Source organism: Pseudomonas sp. AC247, assembly GCF_979258015.1.
Window position 1 is genome coordinate 1,166,947 of the sequence record NZ_OZ409829.1, and the last position, 21,961, is coordinate 1,188,907.

16 protein-coding genes are annotated in these 21,961 nt (G+C 59.8%); 7 read left to right on the plus strand and 9 right to left on the minus strand.

Features of this window, described 5'->3' with window-relative positions:
• Positions 1-208: 208 nt before the first annotated feature.
• Positions 209-1,690, minus strand: a complete 1,482-nt coding sequence (locus ACZZ0B_RS05550) for a methyl-accepting chemotaxis protein (RefSeq protein WP_008079890.1) — start codon at positions 1,688-1,690, stop codon at positions 209-211.
• 211 nt (positions 1,691-1,901) lie between these two features.
• Positions 1,902-2,708, minus strand: coding sequence for a TatD family hydrolase (locus tag ACZZ0B_RS05555; protein ID WP_463544559.1), 807 nt, complete (start codon positions 2,706-2,708; stop codon positions 1,902-1,904).
• Between the two features lie 235 nt (positions 2,709-2,943).
• On the opposite strand from ACZZ0B_RS05555, the gene ACZZ0B_RS05560 reads away from it, so the two are divergent.
• Positions 2,944-4,365: an MltF family protein gene (locus ACZZ0B_RS05560; RefSeq protein WP_008079892.1), complete on the plus strand. Its 1,422-nt coding sequence runs from the start codon at positions 2,944-2,946 to the stop codon at positions 4,363-4,365.
• Positions 4,366-4,476: 111 nt separating this feature from the next.
• The gene (locus tag ACZZ0B_RS05565; RefSeq protein ID WP_008079893.1) at positions 4,477-4,911 is read left to right on the plus strand and encodes a DoxX family protein; all 435 of its coding nucleotides are present in this window, start codon (positions 4,477-4,479) and stop codon (positions 4,909-4,911) included.
• An 84-nt stretch (positions 4,912-4,995) separates the two neighbouring features.
• Here the strand turns inward: ACZZ0B_RS05565 and htpX are convergent, their stop codons facing one another.
• Together htpX and ACZZ0B_RS05575 are read right to left on the minus strand one after the other, a co-directional pair.
• On the minus strand, positions 4,996-5,883 hold the full coding sequence (gene htpX / locus ACZZ0B_RS05570; RefSeq protein WP_008079894.1) for a protease HtpX: 888 nt from the start codon (positions 5,881-5,883) through the stop codon (positions 4,996-4,998).
• Between the two features lie 305 nt (positions 5,884-6,188).
• The gene (locus ACZZ0B_RS05575) at positions 6,189-7,400 is read right to left on the minus strand and encodes a pyridoxal phosphate-dependent aminotransferase (protein ID WP_008079895.1); all 1,212 of its coding nucleotides are present in this window, start codon (positions 7,398-7,400) and stop codon (positions 6,189-6,191) included.
• A gap of 224 nt (positions 7,401-7,624) precedes the next feature.
• On the opposite strand from ACZZ0B_RS05575, the gene msrB reads away from it, so the two are divergent.
• The 3 genes from msrB to ACZZ0B_RS05590 all read left to right on the plus strand — a co-directional run bounded on the left by msrB (position 7,625) and on the right by ACZZ0B_RS05590 (position 9,146).
• Positions 7,625-8,020 carry a peptide-methionine (R)-S-oxide reductase MsrB gene (msrB, locus tag ACZZ0B_RS05580; protein ID WP_008079896.1) on the plus strand — a complete coding sequence of 132 codons (396 nt, stop codon included), beginning with the start codon at positions 7,625-7,627 and terminating at the stop codon, positions 8,018-8,020.
• 182 nt (positions 8,021-8,202) lie between these two features.
• Positions 8,203-8,688 carry a glutathione peroxidase gene (locus ACZZ0B_RS05585; protein WP_008079897.1) on the plus strand — a complete coding sequence of 162 codons (486 nt, stop codon included), beginning with the start codon at positions 8,203-8,205 and terminating at the stop codon, positions 8,686-8,688.
• Positions 8,685-9,146: a MarR family winged helix-turn-helix transcriptional regulator gene (locus ACZZ0B_RS05590; protein WP_008079898.1), complete on the plus strand. Its 462-nt coding sequence runs from the start codon at positions 8,685-8,687 to the stop codon at positions 9,144-9,146. Before ACZZ0B_RS05585 ends, ACZZ0B_RS05590 begins: the two co-directional genes overlap by 4 nt.
• On the opposite strand, the gene ACZZ0B_RS05595 is transcribed toward ACZZ0B_RS05590, so the two are convergent.
• Positions 9,130-11,451, minus strand: coding sequence for a hybrid sensor histidine kinase/response regulator (locus ACZZ0B_RS05595; protein WP_463544560.1), 2,322 nt, complete (start codon positions 11,449-11,451; stop codon positions 9,130-9,132). The genes ACZZ0B_RS05590 and ACZZ0B_RS05595 overlap by 17 nt on opposite strands.
• Positions 11,452-11,618: 167 nt before the next feature.
• On the opposite strand from ACZZ0B_RS05595, the gene ACZZ0B_RS05600 reads away from it, so the two are divergent.
• Together ACZZ0B_RS05600 and ACZZ0B_RS05605 are read left to right on the plus strand one after the other, a co-directional pair.
• Positions 11,619-12,509, plus strand: a complete 891-nt coding sequence (locus tag ACZZ0B_RS05600) for an ATP-binding protein (protein ID WP_008079900.1) — start codon at positions 11,619-11,621, stop codon at positions 12,507-12,509.
• Positions 12,506-12,988, plus strand: a complete 483-nt coding sequence (locus ACZZ0B_RS05605) for a GAF domain-containing protein (RefSeq protein WP_463544561.1) — start codon at positions 12,506-12,508, stop codon at positions 12,986-12,988. Before ACZZ0B_RS05600 ends, ACZZ0B_RS05605 begins: the two co-directional genes overlap by 4 nt.
• Here the strand turns inward: ACZZ0B_RS05605 and ACZZ0B_RS05610 are convergent, their stop codons facing one another.
• The 4 genes from ACZZ0B_RS05610 to ACZZ0B_RS05625 all read right to left on the minus strand — a co-directional run bounded on the left by ACZZ0B_RS05610 (position 12,989) and on the right by ACZZ0B_RS05625 (position 21,900).
• Entirely contained in the window at positions 12,989-15,946 is a 2,958-nt protein-coding gene (locus ACZZ0B_RS05610) for an HD domain-containing phosphohydrolase (protein WP_463544562.1), read from the minus strand.
• A gap of 47 nt (positions 15,947-15,993) precedes the next feature.
• Positions 15,994-19,638 carry a transporter substrate-binding domain-containing protein gene (locus ACZZ0B_RS05615; protein ID WP_463544563.1) on the minus strand — a complete coding sequence of 1,215 codons (3,645 nt, stop codon included), beginning with the start codon at positions 19,636-19,638 and terminating at the stop codon, positions 15,994-15,996.
• 8 nt (positions 19,639-19,646) lie between these two features.
• Positions 19,647-20,273, minus strand: a complete 627-nt coding sequence (locus ACZZ0B_RS05620; protein ID WP_008079905.1) for a response regulator transcription factor — start codon at positions 20,271-20,273, stop codon at positions 19,647-19,649.
• Positions 20,274-20,571: 298 nt separating this feature from the next.
• Positions 20,572-21,900: a deoxyguanosinetriphosphate triphosphohydrolase gene (locus ACZZ0B_RS05625; RefSeq protein WP_440096436.1), complete on the minus strand. Its 1,329-nt coding sequence runs from the start codon at positions 21,898-21,900 to the stop codon at positions 20,572-20,574.
• Positions 21,901-21,961 lie beyond the last annotated feature (61 nt).

Genomic DNA, 21,961 nt, shown 5'->3' on the forward strand with positions numbered 1-21,961 from the left:
GTTGAACACATGGCTGAAGAATAGGCCCGGGCGGGAAGGGCGGCGAATCAAGGTTGGCTATTGAAGCGATAGGCGTCATCGCAGGATTCGATGTCGTTTCAAATGCCGCCATCGCTGGCAAGCCAGCTCCCACAGTGATCTCCAGTGAACACCGATTGTGTGAACACCCACGAAACCTGTGGGAGCGGGCTTGCCCGCGATGAGGCCGTCAAAGTTTCAGCTGCCCAATCGCCTTGCTCAACTCCCCCGCCAACGTCGCCAGTTCATTACTGGTGGTCGCCGAATCGACCGTCTGCTGCACGGTGTTCTCGGTCACATCACGAATACTCACCACCGCCCGATTCATTTCCTCGGCGACTTGGCTCTGCTGCTCTGCCGCGACGGCAATCTGCGTGTTGCTTTCGCGCATCTGCGCCACTGCCCCGGTGATTTCCGCCAGTGCTGCGCCAGCCTCCTGCGCTTGCTGCACGCAGTCGTCGGCCTTGTACGAACTCTCCTGCATGAAATCCACCGCATCACGCGTACCGGCCTGCAACGCCGACACCATGGTGGTGATTTCATCGGTCGAGGCCTGCACGCGTTTCGCCAGGTTGCGCACTTCATCGGCGACCACGGCAAAACCACGGCCCATTTCACCCGCGCGGGCGGCTTCGATGGCGGCGTTGAGGGCCAGAAGGTTGGTCTGCTCGGCGATGCTGTGAATCACGCCGACCACACCGTTGATCTTCTGACTGTCTTCGGCAAGGCGCTGGATCATTTCGGCGGTCTGCTGCACGCCGCTGGAGAGCCCGGCAATCGAATGCTGCACCCGCGCCACCACTTGCTGGCCGCTGCCGGCGAGGCCATCGGCGGTCTGCGACAAATCCCGAGTGGCGCCCGCGTGTTGGGCGATGTGGTAAACCGTGGCGGTCATTTCGTTGATTGCGGTGGCGGCCTGATCGGTTTCACTTTGCTGGCCGAGCATGCCGTGGCGCACCTCGTTCATGCTCGACGCCAGCCGCGCAGCGCCGACATCCAGTTGCCGCGCCGTGTTGGCGACGGTGCTGACCACGCGTTGATAACCGGCCTGCATCGCGTTGAACGCATTGGCCATCTGCCCGACCTCATCTTTGCCGACCAAGGGGACGCGGGCGGAGAGGTCGCCGCTCTTTTCAACGTGCAGCATCACGTCTTTCAAGGTGTTGAGCTGGCTGAGCAGAAAACGGATCAGCAACTGCGAAGCGCCGAGCATCGCCAGCATCAGAATGAACACCGCCACCGCGTAGTTGGCAAATCGCTCGCCGAAGACCTGCGTCAGGCTTGGGCCATAGGCGATCACCGCGACTTGCTGGCCGTCGGCGCGGCTGAACACTTCAGCGCCCATCAGCGGATTTTCGCCCAACACTGGCATTGGGTTGATGTCGTTCCAGCCATGGCTGTCGGTGATCTCCAGCAGCGGCTGATCGTTGAGGCGCGGCGCTTCACCGTGCTTGAACGTCAGCACGTGATCGGCCTTGGGCAACGCTTGCCCGGCTGGCCAGGCCATGAGTATTTGCGCCTGGGCTTGAGCCGAGGCTTTGGAGGCGTGACTGCGCGCCTGCTGCTCGAGCTGCACGGCGTACAGCACCAGCAGCAGAGTCGTGACAAAGGCGACCGCGTTGACCGCCCAGAATTTGTATTTCAGCGAGATATTGCTAAGCCAGGCACCCATGGAGGTCTTCTCTGATAGCGGAAACAGCATTGGCAAGGTGCCAGCATTGTGCCGCTATCCAAATATGAAGAACTTGATGCACATCAAAAGACCCCCATCCTGCCACTGTAGGAGTGAGCCTGCTCGCGATGGCGATGGATCAGTCACTGCGACGTTGAATGAGCTGCCGCCATCGCGAGCAGGCTCACTCCGACATTCAGTTTCTGGTGTGTCAGGGGAGTACGGGGAGGTTGTAAAACGCGCGAGCGCAAGCAGTGGTGTGCGCCGCCAGATCGGCTTCGGATTCACCCCGATGCAAGGCCACCTCACGCAGCACTTCAGTCAAATACGCCGGCTCATTGCGACCGTTTTTCGGCTTCGGCCGCAACGTGCGCGGCAGCAAATACGGCGCATCGCTTTCCAGCATCAATCGCCCACGCTTGATCTCTTTGACCAGCGGGTGCAAATGCGTGCCTCGGCGCTCATCGCAGATCCAGCCGGTGATGCCGATGTGCAGATCCAGATCGAGGTAGCTGAACAACGCCTTTTGCTCGCCGGTAAAGCAATGCACCACAGCGGCCGGCAATTGATCGCGGAAGTCTTTGAGTATCTCCAGCAGACGCTGGCTGGCGTCGCGCTCGTGCAGGAACACCGGCATTTGCAGTTCGACGGCCATGGCCAGGTGTTCTTCAAGAACCTTTTCCTGCTGCGCGCGCGGCGAGAAATCGCGGTTGAAATCCAGCCCGCATTCGCCCACCGCGACCACGTTGGTCTCCTTCAGCAAACTGCGCAGACGCCGGGCACTGTCCGCGCTCCAGTCACTGGCCGAATGCGGATGAATACCGGCGGTGGCGAACAGTCGCTGCGCAGAGTCATCCAGCTGTTGACACAGCTCCAGCGCCTGTTCGCTGCCCTCGACGCTGGTGCCGGTCAACACCAGTTGGCAGACCCCGGCGGCATAGGCGCGATCAAGCACGGCCTGGTGTTTGTCGGCGAAACTTGGGTTGGTCAGGTTGACGCCGATATCGATGAGTTGCATGGTTGCTACCTCGGGCCGAAGGCCGGAAAGCATACCAGAGCTGTAGATCCATAAGAAAAGCCAAGAACTACAACGAGTTATAGCTGTCTTTTGATGCCGCGACGCAGCCCGGTTTGGCAAAGATGCCATCACTGTGCCAGTCTCTCGCACTTTGCCAGCGCTCAGGCGCTCTGTTTTCGTCGGTGATTGACGCCGTTCAGCGGTGGGCTCACCCCGTATTCTTTCCGGAGAGTGGATGATTCGTCCCTCGGTTTTGTTGCTGTTGTGTGGATCGTTGCTGCTGCCGATGACGGCGGTTGCGCGCCTGCCCGGGCCGCTGCAGGCAGTACCGGCCACCAAGGTCCGTGATCTTTCGGAGATTCGCAGCAGCCGCGTCCTGCGCGTGCTGGTCAACCAGAGCCGCAACAGCTCCGGCGAAGTCCAAGGCCAGGCCATCGGTGTTGAATACCATCGCCTGCGCGCCTTCGAGCAATACCTCAATGGCCACGCCCGCGATGGCCAGGAAATCACCCTCAAGATCATTCCCAAAGCCAAGGATCAACTGCTCGGTGCGCTGCAACGCGGCGAGGGCGACCTGGTTGCGCCGGGTGAATTGCTCGACCTGCAAGCGGGTTTCGCCGTGGCCAGCAGTGAGCCGATTGCCAGTAACGTGCCGTTGGTACTGGTGGGCATCAAAGGCGAGCGCCGTTACACCAAGGTCGAACAATTGGCCGGCAAGACTCTTGCGTTGCCAACGGGCAGCGCGGCGGGGGAGGCGGTCAGTCAGATCAACCAGAAGCTGGCGCTGCACAAGCTGGCGCCGATCAAGATCGAATGGGTCGACCCGACGCTGGCGGTCGAGGATGTCCTGGAGATGGTGCAGGGCGGTATTTTCCACCTGACCATCGTCGAGCAACCGATTGCCGAGCGTTGGGGCAAGATCCTGCCGAAATTGCGCTTTGACCGACAAGTGATGATCAGCGAGCCGGGCGAGGAGTACTGGTTTGTGCGCCGCGATGCGTCGATGCTGCGGGCAAGCATCGACCGCTTCCTGACCGGCTACAAAAAGCCTTCCAACGAAGATGCGGCGTTTTTGCGCATCTATCGGCGTCTCTATCAGGTGCACTATCCCTTGGCCAAGGCTGACCGCCAGCGTCTGGAAAAACTGCGCCCGACCCTGCAAAAACATGCCGATGCACAGAACATGGACTGGCTCAACCTGGCGGCGCTGGCGTTCAAGGAGTCGGCGCTGCAACCCAATGCGCGCAGCGGCAGTGGCCCGACCGGGCTGATGCAGATCACTCCGTCTGCGGCGCAGCGGGTCGGCGTCAACAATATCCAGAATCTCGATGCGAATGTGCAGGCCGGGGCCAAATACCTGGCGATGATCCGGCGCAAGTTCTTCAACAGCCCCAAACTCAATGAACGCGAGCGCATGGCCTTCACACTGGCCGCGTACAACATCGGGCCGGAGCGGGTCCAGGGCATGCGCGCCGAAGCCCGCAGGCGTGGGCTGAACCCTAATCAATGGTTTTTCCAGGTCGAGCGCATCGCCATGGAGCAGGTGGGAATGGGCGCCGTCAGCTATGTTAATAGCGTGAACAAATACTATTTGGCGTTCGACCGGGAGCGAGAGTCGTTGGAGCCCCGGGGACAGAAAGTTGTCTCACGCAAATGATCAAATAAACTGATTGTTATGGCGGAATATTTGCGCTTTTAACATGAAAATAACTGATTAATATAGCGGCCAACCAACACACATCACTTCTCGCAAAACAAGGAATGCCCCATGAGCTCTCTGATCAACAAGGTTCTGTTCACCCGTGCCGGCTACGGTCTGACCATTCTGCGCATCGCCGTCGGCGTGATCTTCGCCGCCCACGGCTCGCAGAAACTCTTCGGCCTGTTCGGTGGTTACGGTCTGGCGGGGACCGCGCAATACATGGACAGCATCGGTCTGCACCCGGGTTACGTCATGGCCACGCTGGCCGGCGGTACCGAGTTCTTTGCCGGTCTGGCGCTGATCATCGGCCTGCTGGTTCGCCCGGCAGCATTGGGTTTGACCTTTCTTTCGCTGGTGGCCATTTTCACCGTGCACATCGGTAACGGTCTGTTCATGGCCAACAACGGTTACGAATTCGCCCTGGCCCTGCTCGGCGGCAGCCTTGCGGTGCTGATCGAAGGCGCTGGCAAACTCTCGGTGGATCGCGCCATCGCTGGTTGATCCGCAGCTTCAGACAAAAAAATGCCCGTATCGCGAGATACGGGCATTTTTGTTTTTCTGCTGTGTGATATTGCCGCCGTCAGATCAACCGCGGCGACGCAGGGCATCGATACGCGCTTCCAGCGGCGGGTGGCTCATGAACATGCGAGCGAAACCCTGCTTGATGCCACCGTTGATGCCGAACGCATTCAGGGTGTCGGGCATGTGCACCGGCAGACCCTGTTCAGCGCGCAGGCGTTGCAGTGCGCCGATCATTGCGCTGGTGCCGGCCAGGCGGGCACCGGCTTCGTCAGCGCGGAATTCGCGTTTGCGCGAGAACCACATGACGATCGCACTGGCCAGTATGCCCAGTACCAGTTCGGCGAAGATGGTCGCCACGTAGTAGGCAATGCCCTGACCCTCTTCGTTCTTGAAGATCACCTTGTCGACAAAATTGCCGATGATTCGCGCGAAGAACATCACGAAGGTGTTCACCACACCCTGGATCAGCGCCAGGGTAACCATGTCACCGTTGGCGACGTGGCCGATTTCGTGGGCCAGCACGGCTTTCACTTCATCGGGCGAGAAACGCTCGAGCAGGCCCTGGCTGACCGCGACCAGCGCGTCGTTCTTGTTCCAGCCGGTCGCAAAGGCGTTGGCCTCGTAGGCCGGGAAAATACCCACTTCGGGCATCTTGATCCCGGCTTCGCGGGACAGTTGCTCAACGGTTTGCAACAGCCATTGCTCATGCCGGGTCCGTGGCTGGCTGATGATCTGAGTGCTGGTGCTCATCTTCGCCATCCACTTGGAGATGAACAGCGAGAACAACGAACCGGCGAAACCAAAGACCGCACAGAAAACCAGCAGCTGATTGAGATTGAGATCAATCCCGTTGGCCGCCATGAACCCGTTGAAGCCGAACAGGCTCAGGGTGATGCTGGCTATCAGCACGACCGCCAGGTTAGTGGCCAAAAACAGCAGGATGCGCATCATGGTTGTAGAAATCTCCTCAAGCTAAAGATGTAGCGTACTGCGGGGTATATAAGGTGCTGCACCGGGCCTATTCAACTGAGTGACTATTTCAAACTGTGTCCTACAGCAGATTCTGCGCTGCGCGGTGTATTTCCCACGGCTGACACGGACAGGGACGACAGATAGCCGCGACCCGCCGCCATTACGTCAGACGTTTGTGGGCGGTATGAATCGCAAGTGTAGAAGGCGGGTGAGGGCGGGGGAGGTAGATGTGTTGCTGAATCAGACAGTGCGCAACGTTCGGGCCGTTGCGCACTGCTGGCCAATTACTGGCGGTACGACTTGAGGAAGTTGCCGATGCGGCCGATGGCCATTTCCAGGTCATCGACGCGCGGCAGGGTGACTACGCGGAAGTGATCCGGCCACGGCCAGTTGAACGCGGTGCCTTGCACCACCAGCAGCTTCTCGGAGAGCAGCAGGTCGAGGACGAATTTTTCGTCGTTGTGGATCGGGCAGACCTTCGGGTCGATCCGTGGGAACGCATACAGCGCGCCCATCGGCTTGACGCAGCTGACGCCTGGAATGTCGTTGAGCAATTCCCAGGTGCGGTTGCGCTGTTCCAGCAAACGCCCCTGCGGCAGCACCAGGTCATTGATGCTCTGATAGCCGCCGAGTGCGGTCTGGATCGCATGCTGGCTCGGCACGTTGGCGCACAGGCGCATGTTGGCCAGCATGTCGATGCCTTCGATGTAGCTCTGGGCATTGTGTTTCGGCCCGGAGATGGCGATCCAGCCGGAGCGGAAACCCGCCACGCGGTAGGACTTCGACAGGCCGTTGAAGGTCAGGCACAGCAGATCCGGCGCCAGCGACGCGGTGCAGATGTGCACGGCATCGTCGTAGAGAATCTTGTCGTAGATTTCATCCGAGAACACCACCAGGTTGTGCGCGCGGGCGATTTCCAGCATGCCCAGCAGCACTTCCTTCGAATACACCGCACCGGTCGGGTTGTTCGGGTTGATGATCACCATGGCTTTGGTGTTCGGTGTGATCTTGGCCTTGATGTCGGCCAGGTCGGGGAACCAGTCGGCGCCTTCGTCGCACAGGTAATGCACGGCGTTACCACCGGCCAGGCTCACCGCTGCGGTCCACAACGGATAATCCGGGGCTGGCACCAGTACTTCGTCGCCGTTGTTGAGCAGCGCCTGCAGCGACATCACGATCAGCTCGGACACGCCGTTGCCCAGGTAAATGTCTTCGATGCCGACACCTTCGACATTTTTCTGCTGGTAGTACTGCATCACCGCCTTGCGCGCGCTGAACAGACCTTTGGAGTCGCTGTAGCCTTGCGCGGTCGGCAGGTTGCGGATCACGTCCTGAAGAATTTCCTCCGGCGCCTCGAAACCAAACGGCGCCGGGTTGCCGATATTCAGCTTGAGGATGCGCTGGCCTTCCTCTTCCAGTCGTTTGGCGTGCTTGAGCACCGGGCCGCGAATGTCGTAGCAGACGTTGGCGAGCTTGTTCGATTTGCTGAACTGCATGGCGATGTGATCCCGAAAATGAACGATCCAGACGGCGGATGGACAACCGTACTGGGATTCCTGTGTCTTGCCACAGGCGGAGGTCTTGAGCCGCAGCGCCCAGAATCCGTTTGAATGCGCCCGGTCTGGCTGCCAGACTGGCACGTGACGAGGCGCAATCATACGTGCCGCCCGATCCGTGGAAAAGGTACAGATCGGGCTTTTTCAGCCGCTGAGGTGTGATGATGGAAAAGTTGGAAAAAACCCTGGAAGAATGGAAAGCCATGCTCGACCCGCAGCAATACGAGGTTTGCCGCCTCAGTGCGACCGAGCGACCGTTCTCCGGCAAATACAACGCCACCAAAACCGACGGTGTCTATCACTGTATCTGCTGCAATGAACCGTTGTTCGATTCCACGACCAAGTTCGACTCCGGTTGTGGCTGGCCGAGCTTCTACGCGCCGATCGGCGAGAGCGCCATGACCGAAATCCGTGACACCACCCACGGCATGATCCGCACGGAAGTGAAGTGCGCCCGCTGCGATGCGCACCTGGGCCACGTCTTCCCGGACGGCCCACCGCCGACCGGTCTGCGTTATTGCATCAATTCGGTGTGCCTGAACCTCGAACCACGCGAATAACCGGTATCCCCTGTAGGAGCTGCCGAAGGCTGCGATCTGTTGATGTTGTTTTTAAAAGACAAGATCAACAGATCGCAGCCTTCGGCAGCTCCTACAGGGGGGGATTTGATTAATTAAATTGCACACAATTTAATTGCTCGCTATGTTTGGCGCTTCCCGATCTTTACGCGGAGCACCACGCCATGAGCGACAACCTGCTGAACATCCCGTGCACCACCATCAAGGGTGAGCAAAAGACCCTGGCCGACTTCGCCGGCAAAGCGGTGCTGGTCGTCAACACCGCGAGCAAGTGCGGTTTCACCCCGCAATACAAAGGTCTTGAACAACTGTGGCAGACCTACAAGGATCAAGGCCTGGTGGTGCTGGGCTTTCCGTGCAATCAGTTCGGCAAGCAGGAACCAGGTAACGAGGGCGCGATCAGTGAATTCTGCGAGCTGAATTTCGGCGTCAGCTTCCCGCTGTTCAAGAAAATCGACGTCAACGGTGCCGACGCGCATCCGCTGTTCGTGCAACTGAAAAAACGCGCACCGGGCGTGCTCGGCTCCCAGGGCATCAAGTGGAACTTCACCAAGTTCCTGATCGGCAAGGACGGCCAGTTGGTCAAGCGCTTCGCCCCGGCCACCAAGCCGCAGGACCTGAGCCGCGAGATCGAAGCCCTGCTCAAATGAACAGCCTGTCGGTCGATTCAATGAAGCTCGACAGCCAGTTGTGCTTCAAGTTGTACGCCGCCTCCCGCGCGGTAATTCGTGCCTACAAGCCGATGCTTGATCAACTCGGCCTGACCTATCCGCAATACCTGGCGATGCTGGTGTTGTGGGAATGGCAGGACAGCGCGCCCGAGCAACCGACGGTCAAGGCCTTGGGCGAGCGGCTGGCGCTGGATTCCGGCACGCTGACGCCGCTGCTCAAGCGGCTGCAACAGTTGCAACTGGTGCAGCGTCAACGCTCGCTGCGTGACGAGCGAGAAGTGCATCTGAGCCTGACATCGGCGGGGCTTGCACTGCGCGAGCAGGTCGGGCCGCTCAAGGCCCGATTGCTTTGTGACAGCGGCGTCGATCTGGATCGGCTCAACGATTTGCGCGACGGCCTCGATCATCTGCTGGGGCAAATCAAAGCGCTGTCGTAGTCGGGATCCACAGATCGAGCAGCGCCGCCAGTTCTTCGCGGCGAAACGGTTTGGCCAGGTAGTCGCTCATGCCGGCGGCCCGGCAACGCTCGCGCTCCTCCGACATGGCGTTGGCGGTCAGCGCGACAATCGGCAGATTCGGCCAGCGCCCGCTCTGGCGGATCTGCCGGCTCGCTTCGTAGCCGTCCATCACTGGCATGTTGCAGTCCATCAGCACCAGGTCGAATTGGTGAAACTCCAGTTGATCCAGCGCTTCGGCACCGTGGGCTGCAACCACGACATCGCAGCCGAGTTTGCCGAGCATGCCTTTGGCGACCAGTTGATTGACCGGGTTATCCTCGACCAGCAGCACCCGCCCGCGTCGCAGTGATGGCGAGGTTTCAAGGCGCGCGTCGTTGATCGTGGTGACGTCCGGTTGCAATGTTCTGCGCAGGTTCTGATACAGCGCGTTGCGTGCCAGCGGTCGCGCCTGTTGTTGCAACGGTGCGAGCGCTGCGGCTTCTTCGCTGGGCAGGAAGCTGCCGTAGGCCGTGACCAGCAGAATCGGCGCGCTCAGGGTCGGGCGCAGGCCGAACAGGCATTCCGGGCAGTCGGTGATCAGCACGTCCGGGCTCAGGCCGAGCAGCGAGTCGTCAATCGTGCGCTGCTCATATTCCAGCCCCCACGCCGGCAACAAGCTCTTGAGTAGCTCGGCCAGGCCACTGCTGCCCGCAGTGATCGCGAGGACTTTGCCGTGCAGCGGTGCCGGCGCGACCGCGCGGGTATGGCAGGGCAGCGGCAGTTCGGCGCAAAACTGGCTGCCGAAACCCGCTTCGGAACTGATCGTCAGCCGCCCCTGCATGGCTTCGCAGAGGTTATAGGTCAGCGCCAGACCCAACCCGGTGCCACCGTACTGGCGGGTAATGCCGGCGCCGGCCTGAGTGAACGGCTGGAAGATTTTCACCTGGGCGTCCTGCGCGATGCCGATCCCGGTGTCGCAGACTTCGATGCGCACGCCGTCCTTGATCGCTGACAAACGCACGTCGACTCGCCCGAAACGGGTGAATTTCAACGCGTTGGACAGCAGGTTGCTGACGATCTGCCGCACCCGGGTCGGATCGCCCAGCACCAACGCAGGAAATTGCGGATCGACCAGGCAGGTCAGTTCGACACTCGGCGCCGCGTTCTGCGACAGCAGATTGGCGGTGTCCTCGACCAGTGAGCCAAGATCGAATGGAATGTGCTCAAGCTCCAGTTGCCCGGCGTCGAATTTCGACAGGTCGAGAATATCGTTGAGCAACTCCACCAGCACTTTGCCCGAGTCATGGGCAATCGACAGTTGTTGCTGCTGCTCGGCATTCAACGGGCCATCCAGCGACAGCGCGATCATCCCCAGCAAGCCGTTGAGCGGCGTGCGGATCTCATGGCTCATGTTGGCCAGAAACGCCGAACGCGCTTCGGCCATGTCGAGCGCGGTGCTGCGCGCGACTTCCAGTTCCTGATTGGACTGGCTGAGCCGGGCATTGATGGCTTTCAGTTCGGCGGTCCGCGAGGACACGATGTTTTCCAGTTGGCCGAGATAGTCGGTCAGACGGTTTTCGGCGTTGCGCCGCTGCTGGATTTCCGTGGCAATGTTTTCGAACTGTTGATTGGCGACCTTGACCAGCACGCCAATCTCGTCGTTGGCGTGCCCGCCCGGGCATTCCAGCGTGGTCGGCTCGGCACTGCGCGGGTCGCGCCCGCTGAGCTCGCGGATCACCCGCACCAGCGGCTTGGTCAGCATCACATAGAACAACGCGAGCAGAATGCCGGTGAGGATCAGGCTGCGGGCAAAACCGTTGAGCAGGGTGATTTCCGCACGGCGCAAAAAGCGACTGCCGAAAGCATACGTGTCGACTTCCAGGCTCAAGACACCCAGTGATTCGGCAGGCAAGTGATCGAGATAGAGGCGGTCCTCGAACTGGCGCTTGGCGCCGAACAGAAAATCGCTGATCACCCGATAGCCGCTTTGCAATTCCGGGCGTTTGACGCTGGCCAGCACGGTATTGTTGTTGTCGGTCAGTTGCGCGGAGATGATCGCCGGTGAGCGCAGCAGGCCGAGCGTGAGCTCCTGCGCCAGTTCAGCGTCGATGTTGTAGGCGATGCGTGACGCCGGATTGTGACTGATTTCCAGCAAAGACAGGATTTCACGGTTGATGGAGGCGTCTTCGCTGGCATAATCGATGCCGATTTGCAGCAGGCTGAGCAGCGTGCCCAGAATGAACCCGACCAGCACAGTGAGCTTGGCTTGCTTGTATGACAGCCGGTGGGTGAATTTGATATCCATGGGGTGTTGAACCACTTCCGTTTCCTTTCGCTGCTCAAGCATAGTCGATCATGTAGGGCTACCGAGGTTCCCGAATCGCCTTGTAACAAGGCCTGAGGCGGTGGATTGAAGTCTGTGTGACGTCGCTGGATCGCCATCATCACTGTGAACGTGCCCGAGGAGAAGACGTGGATTCCCGATTGAATGCTTTTCTTGAACGCGCCGAGTCGGTCCTGGCGCGGATCGAACCGTTGTTGCCGGCACCCCGTCCGGTGATCGACTGGGGCACTTGCCTGGCCGCACGCTGGCAGCGTGACGGCCGCAGCGGTTATCTGCTGCCGCTGGAAGTCAGCCTCGACATGCGCCTGTCCGACCTGATCGGCGTCGACCGTCAGCTCGAACAACTGGGCCGCAATACCCAGCAATTCCTTGACGGCATGCCGGCCAACCACGCCTTGCTGTGGGGCTCGCGCGGCACCGGGAAGTCCTCGCTGGTGCGCGCACTGCTGGCCGAGCACGCTGCGGCGGGCCTGCGCCTGATCGAGATCGAGCGCGATCACCTGGCAGACTTGCCGCGTGTGGTCGAGCAGATCGGCAAATTGCCGCAGCGCTTTGTGCTGTTCTGCGATGACCTGTCGTTTGAATCCGGTGAAGGCGATTACCGCGTATTGAAAAGCGTGCTTGATGGCTCGCTGGAACAGGCACCGGACAACGTCTTGTTGTACGCCACCTCGAACCGCCGCCACCTGGTGCCGGAGAAGGAAAGCGACAACGAAAACTGGAAACGCGTCGACGGCGAATTGCACCCCAGCGAAGCGGTGGAAGACAAAATCGCACTGTCGGATCGCTTTGGCCTGTGGCTGTCGTTCTACCCGTTTACTCAAGAACACTTCCTCGACGTTGTTGAACACTGGATCGGCCAGTTGGCTGCCAAAGCCAACCTGAGCTGGCAGCGCGACGAAGAGCTGGACATCCTCGCCGTGCGTTGGGCCACCGGCCGCGGCAATCGCAATGGACGTTGCGCGTACCAATTCGCCCGTTATTGGGTGGGACTGAAATTGTTGGAGCACAAGGCATGATTGATTTGCAACAAAGCGGCCAGGGCCTCGAAGGCTATGGCATGTTGGCCGCACAACTGGAGTCGCTGCTGGCGGACGAACGCGATTTCATCGCCAACGCCGCGCAGTTTTCGGCGTTCCTGTTCAACCAGCTCGATGACCTGAACTGGGCGGGTTTCTACCTCAACCGCAATGAAGAACTGGTGCTCGGCCCGTTTCAGGGGCAGATCGCCTGTGTGCGCATTCCGTTCGGTCGTGGGGTGTGTGGCGCTGCTGCTGCAACCCTGCAAACGCAACGGGTTGAAGACGTTCACGCGTTTGCCGGCCATATCGCCTGCGACAGCGCGTCGAACAGCGAGCTGGTGGTGCCACTGGTCAAGGGCGGTCGCCTGATCGGTGTGCTCGACCTCGACAGCCCGAAGCTGGCGCGTTTCGGCGCCGACGACCAAGCCGGTGTCGAGCAACTGGCCGCAATCTTCCTGCGCCTGACCGACTGCTGATCACCCTGAAAGGCCAGCCTTGCGTAGCAGGCTGGCCGGCTCCACCGCATCGATCTGCTGTGGATCGAGAAAGCGCGTGGCGTATTGCAGGTACACGCCTTCGTTGATAAACAGCCCGAACAGCTCGGCATCGATGTGCGCCTCATGGCTCATCGTCGCCATGATGTTCAACGCTTCGCTCAAGGATTTGGCCTTCTTGTACGGCCGGTCCGCCGCCGTCAACGCTTCGAAAATATCGGCAATCGCCATCATCCGCGCCGGCAGGCTCATCTCTTCGCGCTTCAAGCGTTTTGGATAACCGCTGCCGTCCATTTTTTCGTGATGACCGCCGGCGATTTCGGCAACGCTGTCCAGGTGCCCGGGGAAAGGCAAATGGCTGAGCATCAGGATCGTCTGCACCATGTGGTGATTGATGATGTAGCGTTCTTCGCGCGTCAGCGTGCCGCGACTGATGCTCAGGTTGTACAGCTCGCCACGATTGTATTTGTAGCGCGGCACATCCAGTTTGAAGCCCCATGGATTGTCTTCGGGAATCACCTCGCCGGGATCGCGTTCGAGCAAGTGCTCGGGCTTGTCCGTGAGGAGGTTTTCGCGGACCGGCAACGTCGGTGCCGGCGTGTGTGCCTGACGACGGTTTTCCTCCCATGACACACCCAGACGGTCGTCCAGGGTACGCATCCAGGTGCGTTGGGCCAGCTTATTGAGTCGCAGTAGATCGGCTTCGGCCATCGCCTCGCTGCCCAGATTGCAGCGCGCAACAAACGCGAAGTCTTCGTCCAGCGCCGTCAGCGTGGCGTCGCGCCGTTCGCTCAGTTGCGCCTCGTCACCGCCGCTGGCCAGCGCTTGCCAGTAGCTGACGCAGGCATCGCGCTTGAGCACCTCGAAACGGGTGCGGATCTCGTGGATGCGGTCGTTGATGGTTTCCAGTTTGGTGGCTTTGTCGACCACGTACTCTGGCGTCGTGACCTTGCCACAATCGTGCAGCCACGCGGCGATATGCAGCGCCTCCCATTCATCCTCACTGGGCTGGTAAGCCTTGAACGCAGGTGCCTGACTGGCAGCAGCGGCTTGGGCAAGCATCAGCGTCAGTTCCGGCACTCGCTGGCAATGTCCGCCGGTGTAGGGGCTTTTGGCGTCGATGGCGCCGGCGAGCAATTGAATGAACGCATCCAGTAACTGTTTCTGTTTGGCCTGCAAGCGCTGACTTTCAATACTGACGGCCGCGGCGCCGGACACCGCTTGCAAAAAGGCGATACGGTCAGGCAGCAGTTTTTCCAGATCGGCCGCGTTGCCGCTGTCGTTCACCAGCAGGACCAACAGGCCGATGGTTTCATTATGTCGATTACGCAGGCGGATACCGATCAGGTGCACGCGCGGCGACGACATCGCCAGCAGGACTTTCTGCAGATCATCAGCCTGCTCGAACCCCAGGTTACTCACGACATTGTCGGCACTGGCCAGTTGCTGAAACCACGCCGGGCCCTCAGGCGCTTGCAGGTCTCGGCCCGTAATGTCGAAGGGTTCAAGCGTTTGCTCGGTACCGTCAATCACCAGCCCGTAAGGCTCCATGCGATTGCCGTCACTTTCGCGCAAATAGATCAGCCCGGCCTGGGCCTGGGCGATCTGCACGGTTTCGAACAGCACCCGTTGCAGCAACGGCGCGAAGCGGGTCTCGGCGCACAGGCTGTCGGTAATGCGGAAGAAACTGGCCAGGGTGTCTTTCATTCGCGCCATCGACACACTCAACTGATCGACTTCAAGCACTGGCGAACGCCGCGCCAGTGGAAAGTTGAAATCGAAACTGCGGATCGCGTCGGCCTCTTTCACCAGCGCGCGCAGGGGTTTGACCAGCAGCCGTGAAATCAGCCAGCCCAGAGGCAGGCACAGCAACAAGGTCGCCAGCGTTATCAGCGCGCCTTGCCAGCGCATGCGGTAGGCATCGACCAGCAATTCGTCTTCCGGCACCAGCAGCGCCAGTTGCAAGCCCTTCGGTCCGCCTTCCTGCATGCTGCTGCGGGCGACGATCCATTGCCGACCGTCGGCCTGCAGGCGACGGCCCTGCTGGGCGCCGGACAACAGCGCGTGCAGGCTCGGGCTCAGGTCAGTCACTTTGGCCAGCCGCGCGGTGCGGTCATCAACAATCAATCGGCTGCTGTCGGGGTAGGCGACGGCATTGCCATCAGCATCGAACAGGGCGATTTCGGTGGCCGGCGTCACCACGTGTTTGTTCAGGGTGGCGGACAGTGCTTCAAGTGTCAGGTCGGCGGCGATAACGGCGTTTTCGCCGCTGCGCCGGGCGAGGGTGGTGCCAACGTTGTGAGTCGAGAAAAACACGTAGGGTTCGGTGGTGATCTGCTCGGCTTGCTGGCGCGCACTTGTAAACCAGGCGCGACCGCGTGGGTCGTAGGTGTCGCCGGGGTTGTCGAGACGGCTGAGGGCGGTCAGAGACTGATCGAAGAACAGCGATTGCGAGTGCGCCTCGCCGTCGGCGCCATGCTCGATGCTCCAGACCTGATAAGCCGCTGCATCCGGTGCCTTGAGCAGGGTCTTCAACGCGGCGGAGCGCAGTGGGCGCACCATGAAGAAATCGCCATTGGCATAACCCAGGTACAGCGAGGCCAGGTCGGGGTTGTCGGTGAGCGACTGGCTGAACGGCTTGAGCAACGGCAGGCGCTGCTCAAGGTGCAGCGCCTGAGTGGCCGGATTGTCCGCCAGCAGGCTCAACAGGTGGCGGATCGGTTGATAGGTGGCGTGCAGGTCGACCCGCACATCCTGTTCGATACGGTTGAACAGCTTTTCGCTGCTCGACAGGATGATCTGCGTGGTCTGCCGGTAATTGAACAGGCCGAGGATCACCCCAGTGAGCAACAACAGAAAGGTGAACATGACGCTGATGTGCACATGCAGAGGGAAACGGCGTTGTTCCGGGTGTCGTTCCGGGCGCAGTGGGCTGGGCATTTCGACGTCTCCATGATGTTTACTCACTGCTCAGCGCCCAAGCATAGTTAAGGCAAAGTCATTCTGCCTTGGTCGGTCAATGCCAATTGTTGCTGCAAGGCGTGCTCCAGTTCGAGCATCACTCGGTTGCTGGCCGCACACCGTCGGGCGATCTCGTCTTTGGCCAACGCTTGCGTACAGGCTTGCTCAAGGGCTTCGCAACTTTCGATCACGCGCGAGGCTTGAGCGATGCGCGCAGCGCCCTTGATCTTGTGCGCGACCAAGGCTAACGCCTGGCAATCATTGTGTGGCGACAGCGCGAGCAGCTCCTCCCGATCCAGGCGGCTGCTTTTCAACAGTTCGGCCAGCAGTCGTCGGCTCTGCTCGGGGTTGCCGCCGGTCAGCATATTCAGGCTTTGCAGGTTGAACACGGCTGACGCCGTTGCAGGCGTGACGTTGTCGACCCATTGGCTCAATTGGCTCAGGCTCAAGGGTTTGAACAGGCAGTCGTCCATGCCTGCTTGTTTGCAGCGTTGTATTTCTTCGGGTTGCGCGTTGGCCGTGAAGCCCAGCACCACGCAGGGCGTGCGGCGGTTCTGCAGCTCATGCTGGCGAATTGCGCGAGTCAGTTCATAACCGTTCATCAACGGCATGTTGCAGTCGACGATCACCAGATCAAATTGGCCATCCCTCCACAGGTCGAGTCCGCTGCTGCCATTCTCGGCGACACTGAAGCGGTGGCCGAGGAACTCCAGTTGCTGGCACATCAACAGGCGATTGGCCGGGTGATCGTCGACCACCAGGACATTCAGCGGCGTCAGCGAAGTCTTGATGGCAGGCTCGGTCTTTCGCGTGCTGACTTCGGCCGGCAAGGTTTCCAGTGGCAACGAAACAGACACTTGAGTGCCGATGCCGGGATGGCTGCTCAGTTGCAGCTTGCCACCCATCATCTCGCACAGGTTGCGACTGATCACCAGGCCCAGGCCGGCGCCGCTGCGGCTTTGTGGCCCGCTGTTCTCCGCCTGGGCAAAGGGTTCGAACAGGCGCTGTTGGTCTTCGGCGCTGATGCCGACACCACTGTCCTGAACGCTCAGTTGCATGAGCGAGCGTGCCGGGTCGTCAGTGGTCATCAGGTCCAGGGTGATTCTGATCTGCCCCAGCTCGGTAAACTTGATCGCGTTGCTGATCAGATTCGACAGCACTTGCTTGAAACGCAACGGGTCCAGATGTACGTCCACTGCCAGCTCCGGCGGATTGACAGCCAGGTGCAGTGAGAGGCTTTTCTGGCGGGCGAGGCCGTCGAAGATTCGCGTGACAGACGCCACCGTCTCCACCAGATTGACCCGCTCCGGGCACAGGCTCAGGCGTCCTGACTCGATTCGCGCGATGTCCAGAATGTCGCCGATCAGGCCCAGCAGGTCTTTGGCCGAGTGGTAGGCGGTGTCGATCGAAGAACGGTCCGGGTGCTGTTGATCCATGCGCTTGAGCGTCAGCTCGAGCATGCCGATCACGGCATTCATCGGTGTGCGGATCTCATGGCTCATCGTCGCCAGAAAAGTGCTCTTGGCACGGTTGGCATCATCCGCATGTTCCTTGGCCGTGCGCAGCTCTTCAAACAATTGGCGGCGTTCGCTGATGTCGATCCAGCCGCCGATGATGCCTTGTACGTCACCGCTGGAGTCGCGATACGGCAGGATCCAGTGATAGATCGTCAGGCGCCGGTTACCGATGTGCAGCGGTCGGTCGAGCACCAGCGGAATGCCCTCGGCCACCACGCGCTGGTAATCCGCCTGAAACGCCTGCGCTTCGAAGGCGTTGCTCAGAGAGCCATTCATCACGCTTTTGCCGATGACGTCTTCGCGTCTGGCATTGAAGGCTTCAAGGTAGCTGTCATTGCAGCTCTGCAGCAGGCCCTGGCGATCGCGAACGTAGATCGGATGCGGTGTGCCGTTGACCAGTGAGCGCATGAATTCGTATTGATCGTTGAGCGCGCGTTCAGCTGCCTGACGCTGTTTGATCTGCCGACGCATGTAGGCATTCCAGGCCAGCAACAGCAGCAAGAGCAGGCAGGCGCCGATGATCACTTGGTAGAACAGGCGCTGATAGTTGCGCCAGGTGTTCTGCGAGGTGGTTGCATACCCGCGCCAACGCCCGTTGATCACCCCGAGTTCTTCAGGCGCGATGCTCAGCAAGGCTTTGTTGATGATCGAGCCCAGCTCGGTATTGTCGCGCGCGGTGGCCAGCGAAAAGGCCGCCTGACCGGTACCGATGGTGGTGGTGATTTGCAGTGCGCGTTCGAAAATGCGCGATGAGATGAAGTAATTGGCGATCACCAGCGAGTTCACCGCGCCGTCGACATGACCCTCGGCCAATAGCGAGACCGCGCTGAAGGTGTCTGCCGTTTCGATCAGGTGAATGCGCGGAAAGTCCCGGCGCAAGTATTCGACCATCGGATTGCCTTGCGCGATCGCCAGTTGCTTGCCTTTGAGCTGACCCAGATTGGTGGGGCTGTCGGCGCTTTTGCGGGTCAGCAAAACGTAGGAGTTTTCCAGGTAGGGGCGACTGAAATTCAGGGTTTCTTCGCGCTCGGCGGTTGGCAGCAGCGCGGCGATCAGGTCGGCCTGATGGTTGTCGATCTGTTTGACCATCTCGGCATCGTTGCGGCTACGGCGGATCTCGAAACGCAGGCCGGTGCGCAGGCGGATCAGTTCGAGCAGGTCGGCGCTGATGCCGCGAAAATTGCCGTCGCTGTCGAAGAATGTCAGCGGCGCGTAGGCCTCGTTGACCACTACGCTGACCACCGGATGGCGTTTGATCCAGGTCTCTTCGCGCTGACTCAGTTGCAACTTCTGGTCAGTGAGCAAAAGGTCGCTGCCGGCGCTCCAGCGTTTGGCAATATTTTCGCGTTCGTTGCGCGGAACCGCCTTGAGCACGGAATTGATGACGCCCAGCAACTGCGGATTATTGCGGCGTACGGCGAAACTGAAGCCCTGGGCTTCCTGCTTGCCGAAGTTGGCCATGCGCACGTTGTTCAGGTAACCCTTGTTGATCATGTAATGCGTTGAGAGGGTGTCGCCGAGAAACACATCGGCCTGATCGAACGCGACGGCGTTGAGCGCATTCTGGTAGGACGGGTAGCAGGTGATCAGCGCCTTGGGATACAGCGCCTTGACCTCGGCCAGCGGCAGGTAGTGATAGACCATGCTCAGGCGCAGACCTGCCAGGCCTTCGCTCAGTGAGCGGGTTTCGCCTTCGCGGGTGACGAGCACAGGTTGATCGATGGCATAGGGTTCGGACAGTGCGAGGTTGGCGTTACCGGCCTCGAAGCCATTGGCGGTACCGAGCATGTCCACTTGCCCGTCGACCAGCGCACGAATCGCCGCGTCCCGCGAGGGGAAGCGCTGAATGCGGATCGGCAGCCCGGTGGCGTTGCTCAGCAATCCCGCGTAATCGGCGGTCAGTCCCTCGTAATCACGGCCGCTGACGGTCATGTCAAAGGGCGGGTAATCGGGGGCGGAGGTGCCCAATATCAGTTCGCGACGAGTTTGCAGCCATTGGTGTTGCGACGGTTCCAGCGGCACCGATACGGGTTCGCTTGCCGAGCGACTGAGCAACGCATAATGCGGCGACGTGGTAAATACGGCGAAGGCGCTGGTGCTCAGAAACAGACCGGCACTCAAGGCAATCAAATAGCGCGTTAAACGACTGGGCATGCTGGCTCTCACACGAGTGCGTTACGTTTGGCCATCTCGATAAGTTCTACAAGGGATTTGGCTTTGAGTTTTTGCATCAAGCGTTTCTTGTAGGTGCTGACGGTCTTGTTACTCAGAAACATGCCCTTGGCGATTTCCTTGTTGGTGCGCCCCTGGGCAAATAACTGCAATACCATAAGTTCACGGTCATTGACGGATTTGAACAGTTCCAGTTCGGCATAGCGGATGTCATCAGGACGAACCGGATTCAAAGCCTGGCTGGGGAAATAGTTGTAACCGGAAAGTACTGCCTTGATTGCACTGACCAGTTCACTCAAGTCCTCTTGTTTACAGACATACCCCGATGCACCGGACTGCATGCAACGAATGCCGAACAGGGTTGGGCATTGCGCAGTGAGAACCAGGGTTTTCAACGAAGAGCCCATGGCGTTGAACCGGGCGAGGACTTCGAGGCCATCAAGCTTGGGAATGCTGATGTCGAGAATGATCAGGTCGGGCAGGCATTCGCGCACCATTTGCATGGCATCGACCCCATTATCGGTTTCGCCAACGACCTTGTAGCCTTCATGTTCCAGCAGCATTCGAACAGCAAGACGGATGACCGGGTGATCGTCGACAATAAAAACGGAGTTCATAATCAAATCCCATACAAGCACGAATAAAGCGCGCACCTTAGCTCAGATGTATGAGCGCTCGTATGAGTGGGTGTGGCTCAAGGTGCGTTATCGGATTATTCCTACAATTAATGAGGAAGAGGACTACGGGGGATTAGGTCTGATGTAAGGAAGTGCAGGTTTTTTTAATTGTTTTTGAGTGTTGGCGTTGTTGCGAGAGTTTGACTTCGATGAGCCTGTGAAGTGTGTTTAATGTTATTGCTACAGGTGTTTTTATTTGTTCACCCAACCGGCCACAAGGCCGGTTGGGTGCCAGAGGTCAATGACTGGAACGTCCGGTCATTTCCAGCGCCATGTCGCTGGCATAGCTGTCGGTCATGCCGGCGATAAAGTCGATCATGCGCAGAAACGAGGCGTGTAACGAACCCTGTGGATCAGGGGCGTTATTGCCCAGCAAATCGAGGATGCGCCGGCTTTTGAACGACGGCGTACGACCGTTGTGTTGTTCCAGCGCGGCACCACAGAACGAATTGAGCAGAATTTCCAGCGTCGTATAAGCGCCGATTTCGTGCAGGGTTTTGCGCTTGTCCTGAAAGATCTTCTTGCGGGCGATGTCCTTGGCGTTCAATACACAACGCTTGGCCGGGCCGTGCATGTGCTCCACCAGATCGCCGTGCAGCGTGCCGGCGAGCAAGGCATCCTGCTGTTCGACAAAGGCGCGCGCCGCCGCGTTGGTCAGGTGCTCGATGGCCTTGCCGCGCAGAATCGCCAGTTTGCGCCGCCGTGAATCCTGAGGGCCGAGCTGGCGGTAGGTTTCCGGCAGATCGTCGCCCACCAGGCCGAGCAGCAGCGATTCGACTTCGGCGTATTCCAGCAACTCCATTTCGAGGCCGTCTTCGAGGTCGATCAGTGCATAGCAGATGTCGTCAGCCGCCTCCATCAGGTACACCAGCGGATGGCGCGCCCAGCGCTGGTCTTCGATTTGCGGCAGGCCGAGTTTGTGGGCGATCTGCTCAAGCAACGGCAGTTCGCTCTGATAGCAGCCGAACTTGTGTTTCTTGTAGCCGAGGGAGTCGGCGTGGCGCGCGGTCCACGGGTACTTGAGGTAAGTGCCGAGGGTGGCGTAGGTCAGTCGCGTACCGCCGTCGAACTGGTGATACTCCAGTTGCGTGAGTACGCGGAATCCCTGAGCGTTGCCTTCGAAATTAAGAAAATCGCCGCGCTCGGCTTCGCTCATGCCGTCCAGCCAGCCGCGCCCGGCAGCCTGTTGAAACCAATGGCGGATCGCGTCTTCGCCGGAATGGCCGAAAGGCGGATTGCCGATGTCGTGGGCCAGGCAAGCCGATTGCACGACCATGCCCAGATCGGCCGGATCGCACCATTCGGGCAGGGCGCTGCGCAGGGTTTCACCGACACGCATGCCCAGTGAACGCCCCACGCAACTGACTTCCAGCGAGTGGGTCAGGCGCGTGTGGATGTGATCGTTGCTGGTGACCGGGTGTACTTGGGTCTTGCGTCCCAGGCGCCGAAACGCACCGGAAAAAATGATGCGGTCATGGTCTTTGTGAAAAGGGCTGCGGCCAAGTTCTTGCGGGCTGTGCAGTGGCTTTCCGAGGCGTTCGCGGTTGAGCAGGGTCTGCCAATCCAAGGCTGATTCTCTCCGTCTGGTGACTGATGCCCTAGCTTCCCGGTTCAGCCCTGCACCTGCA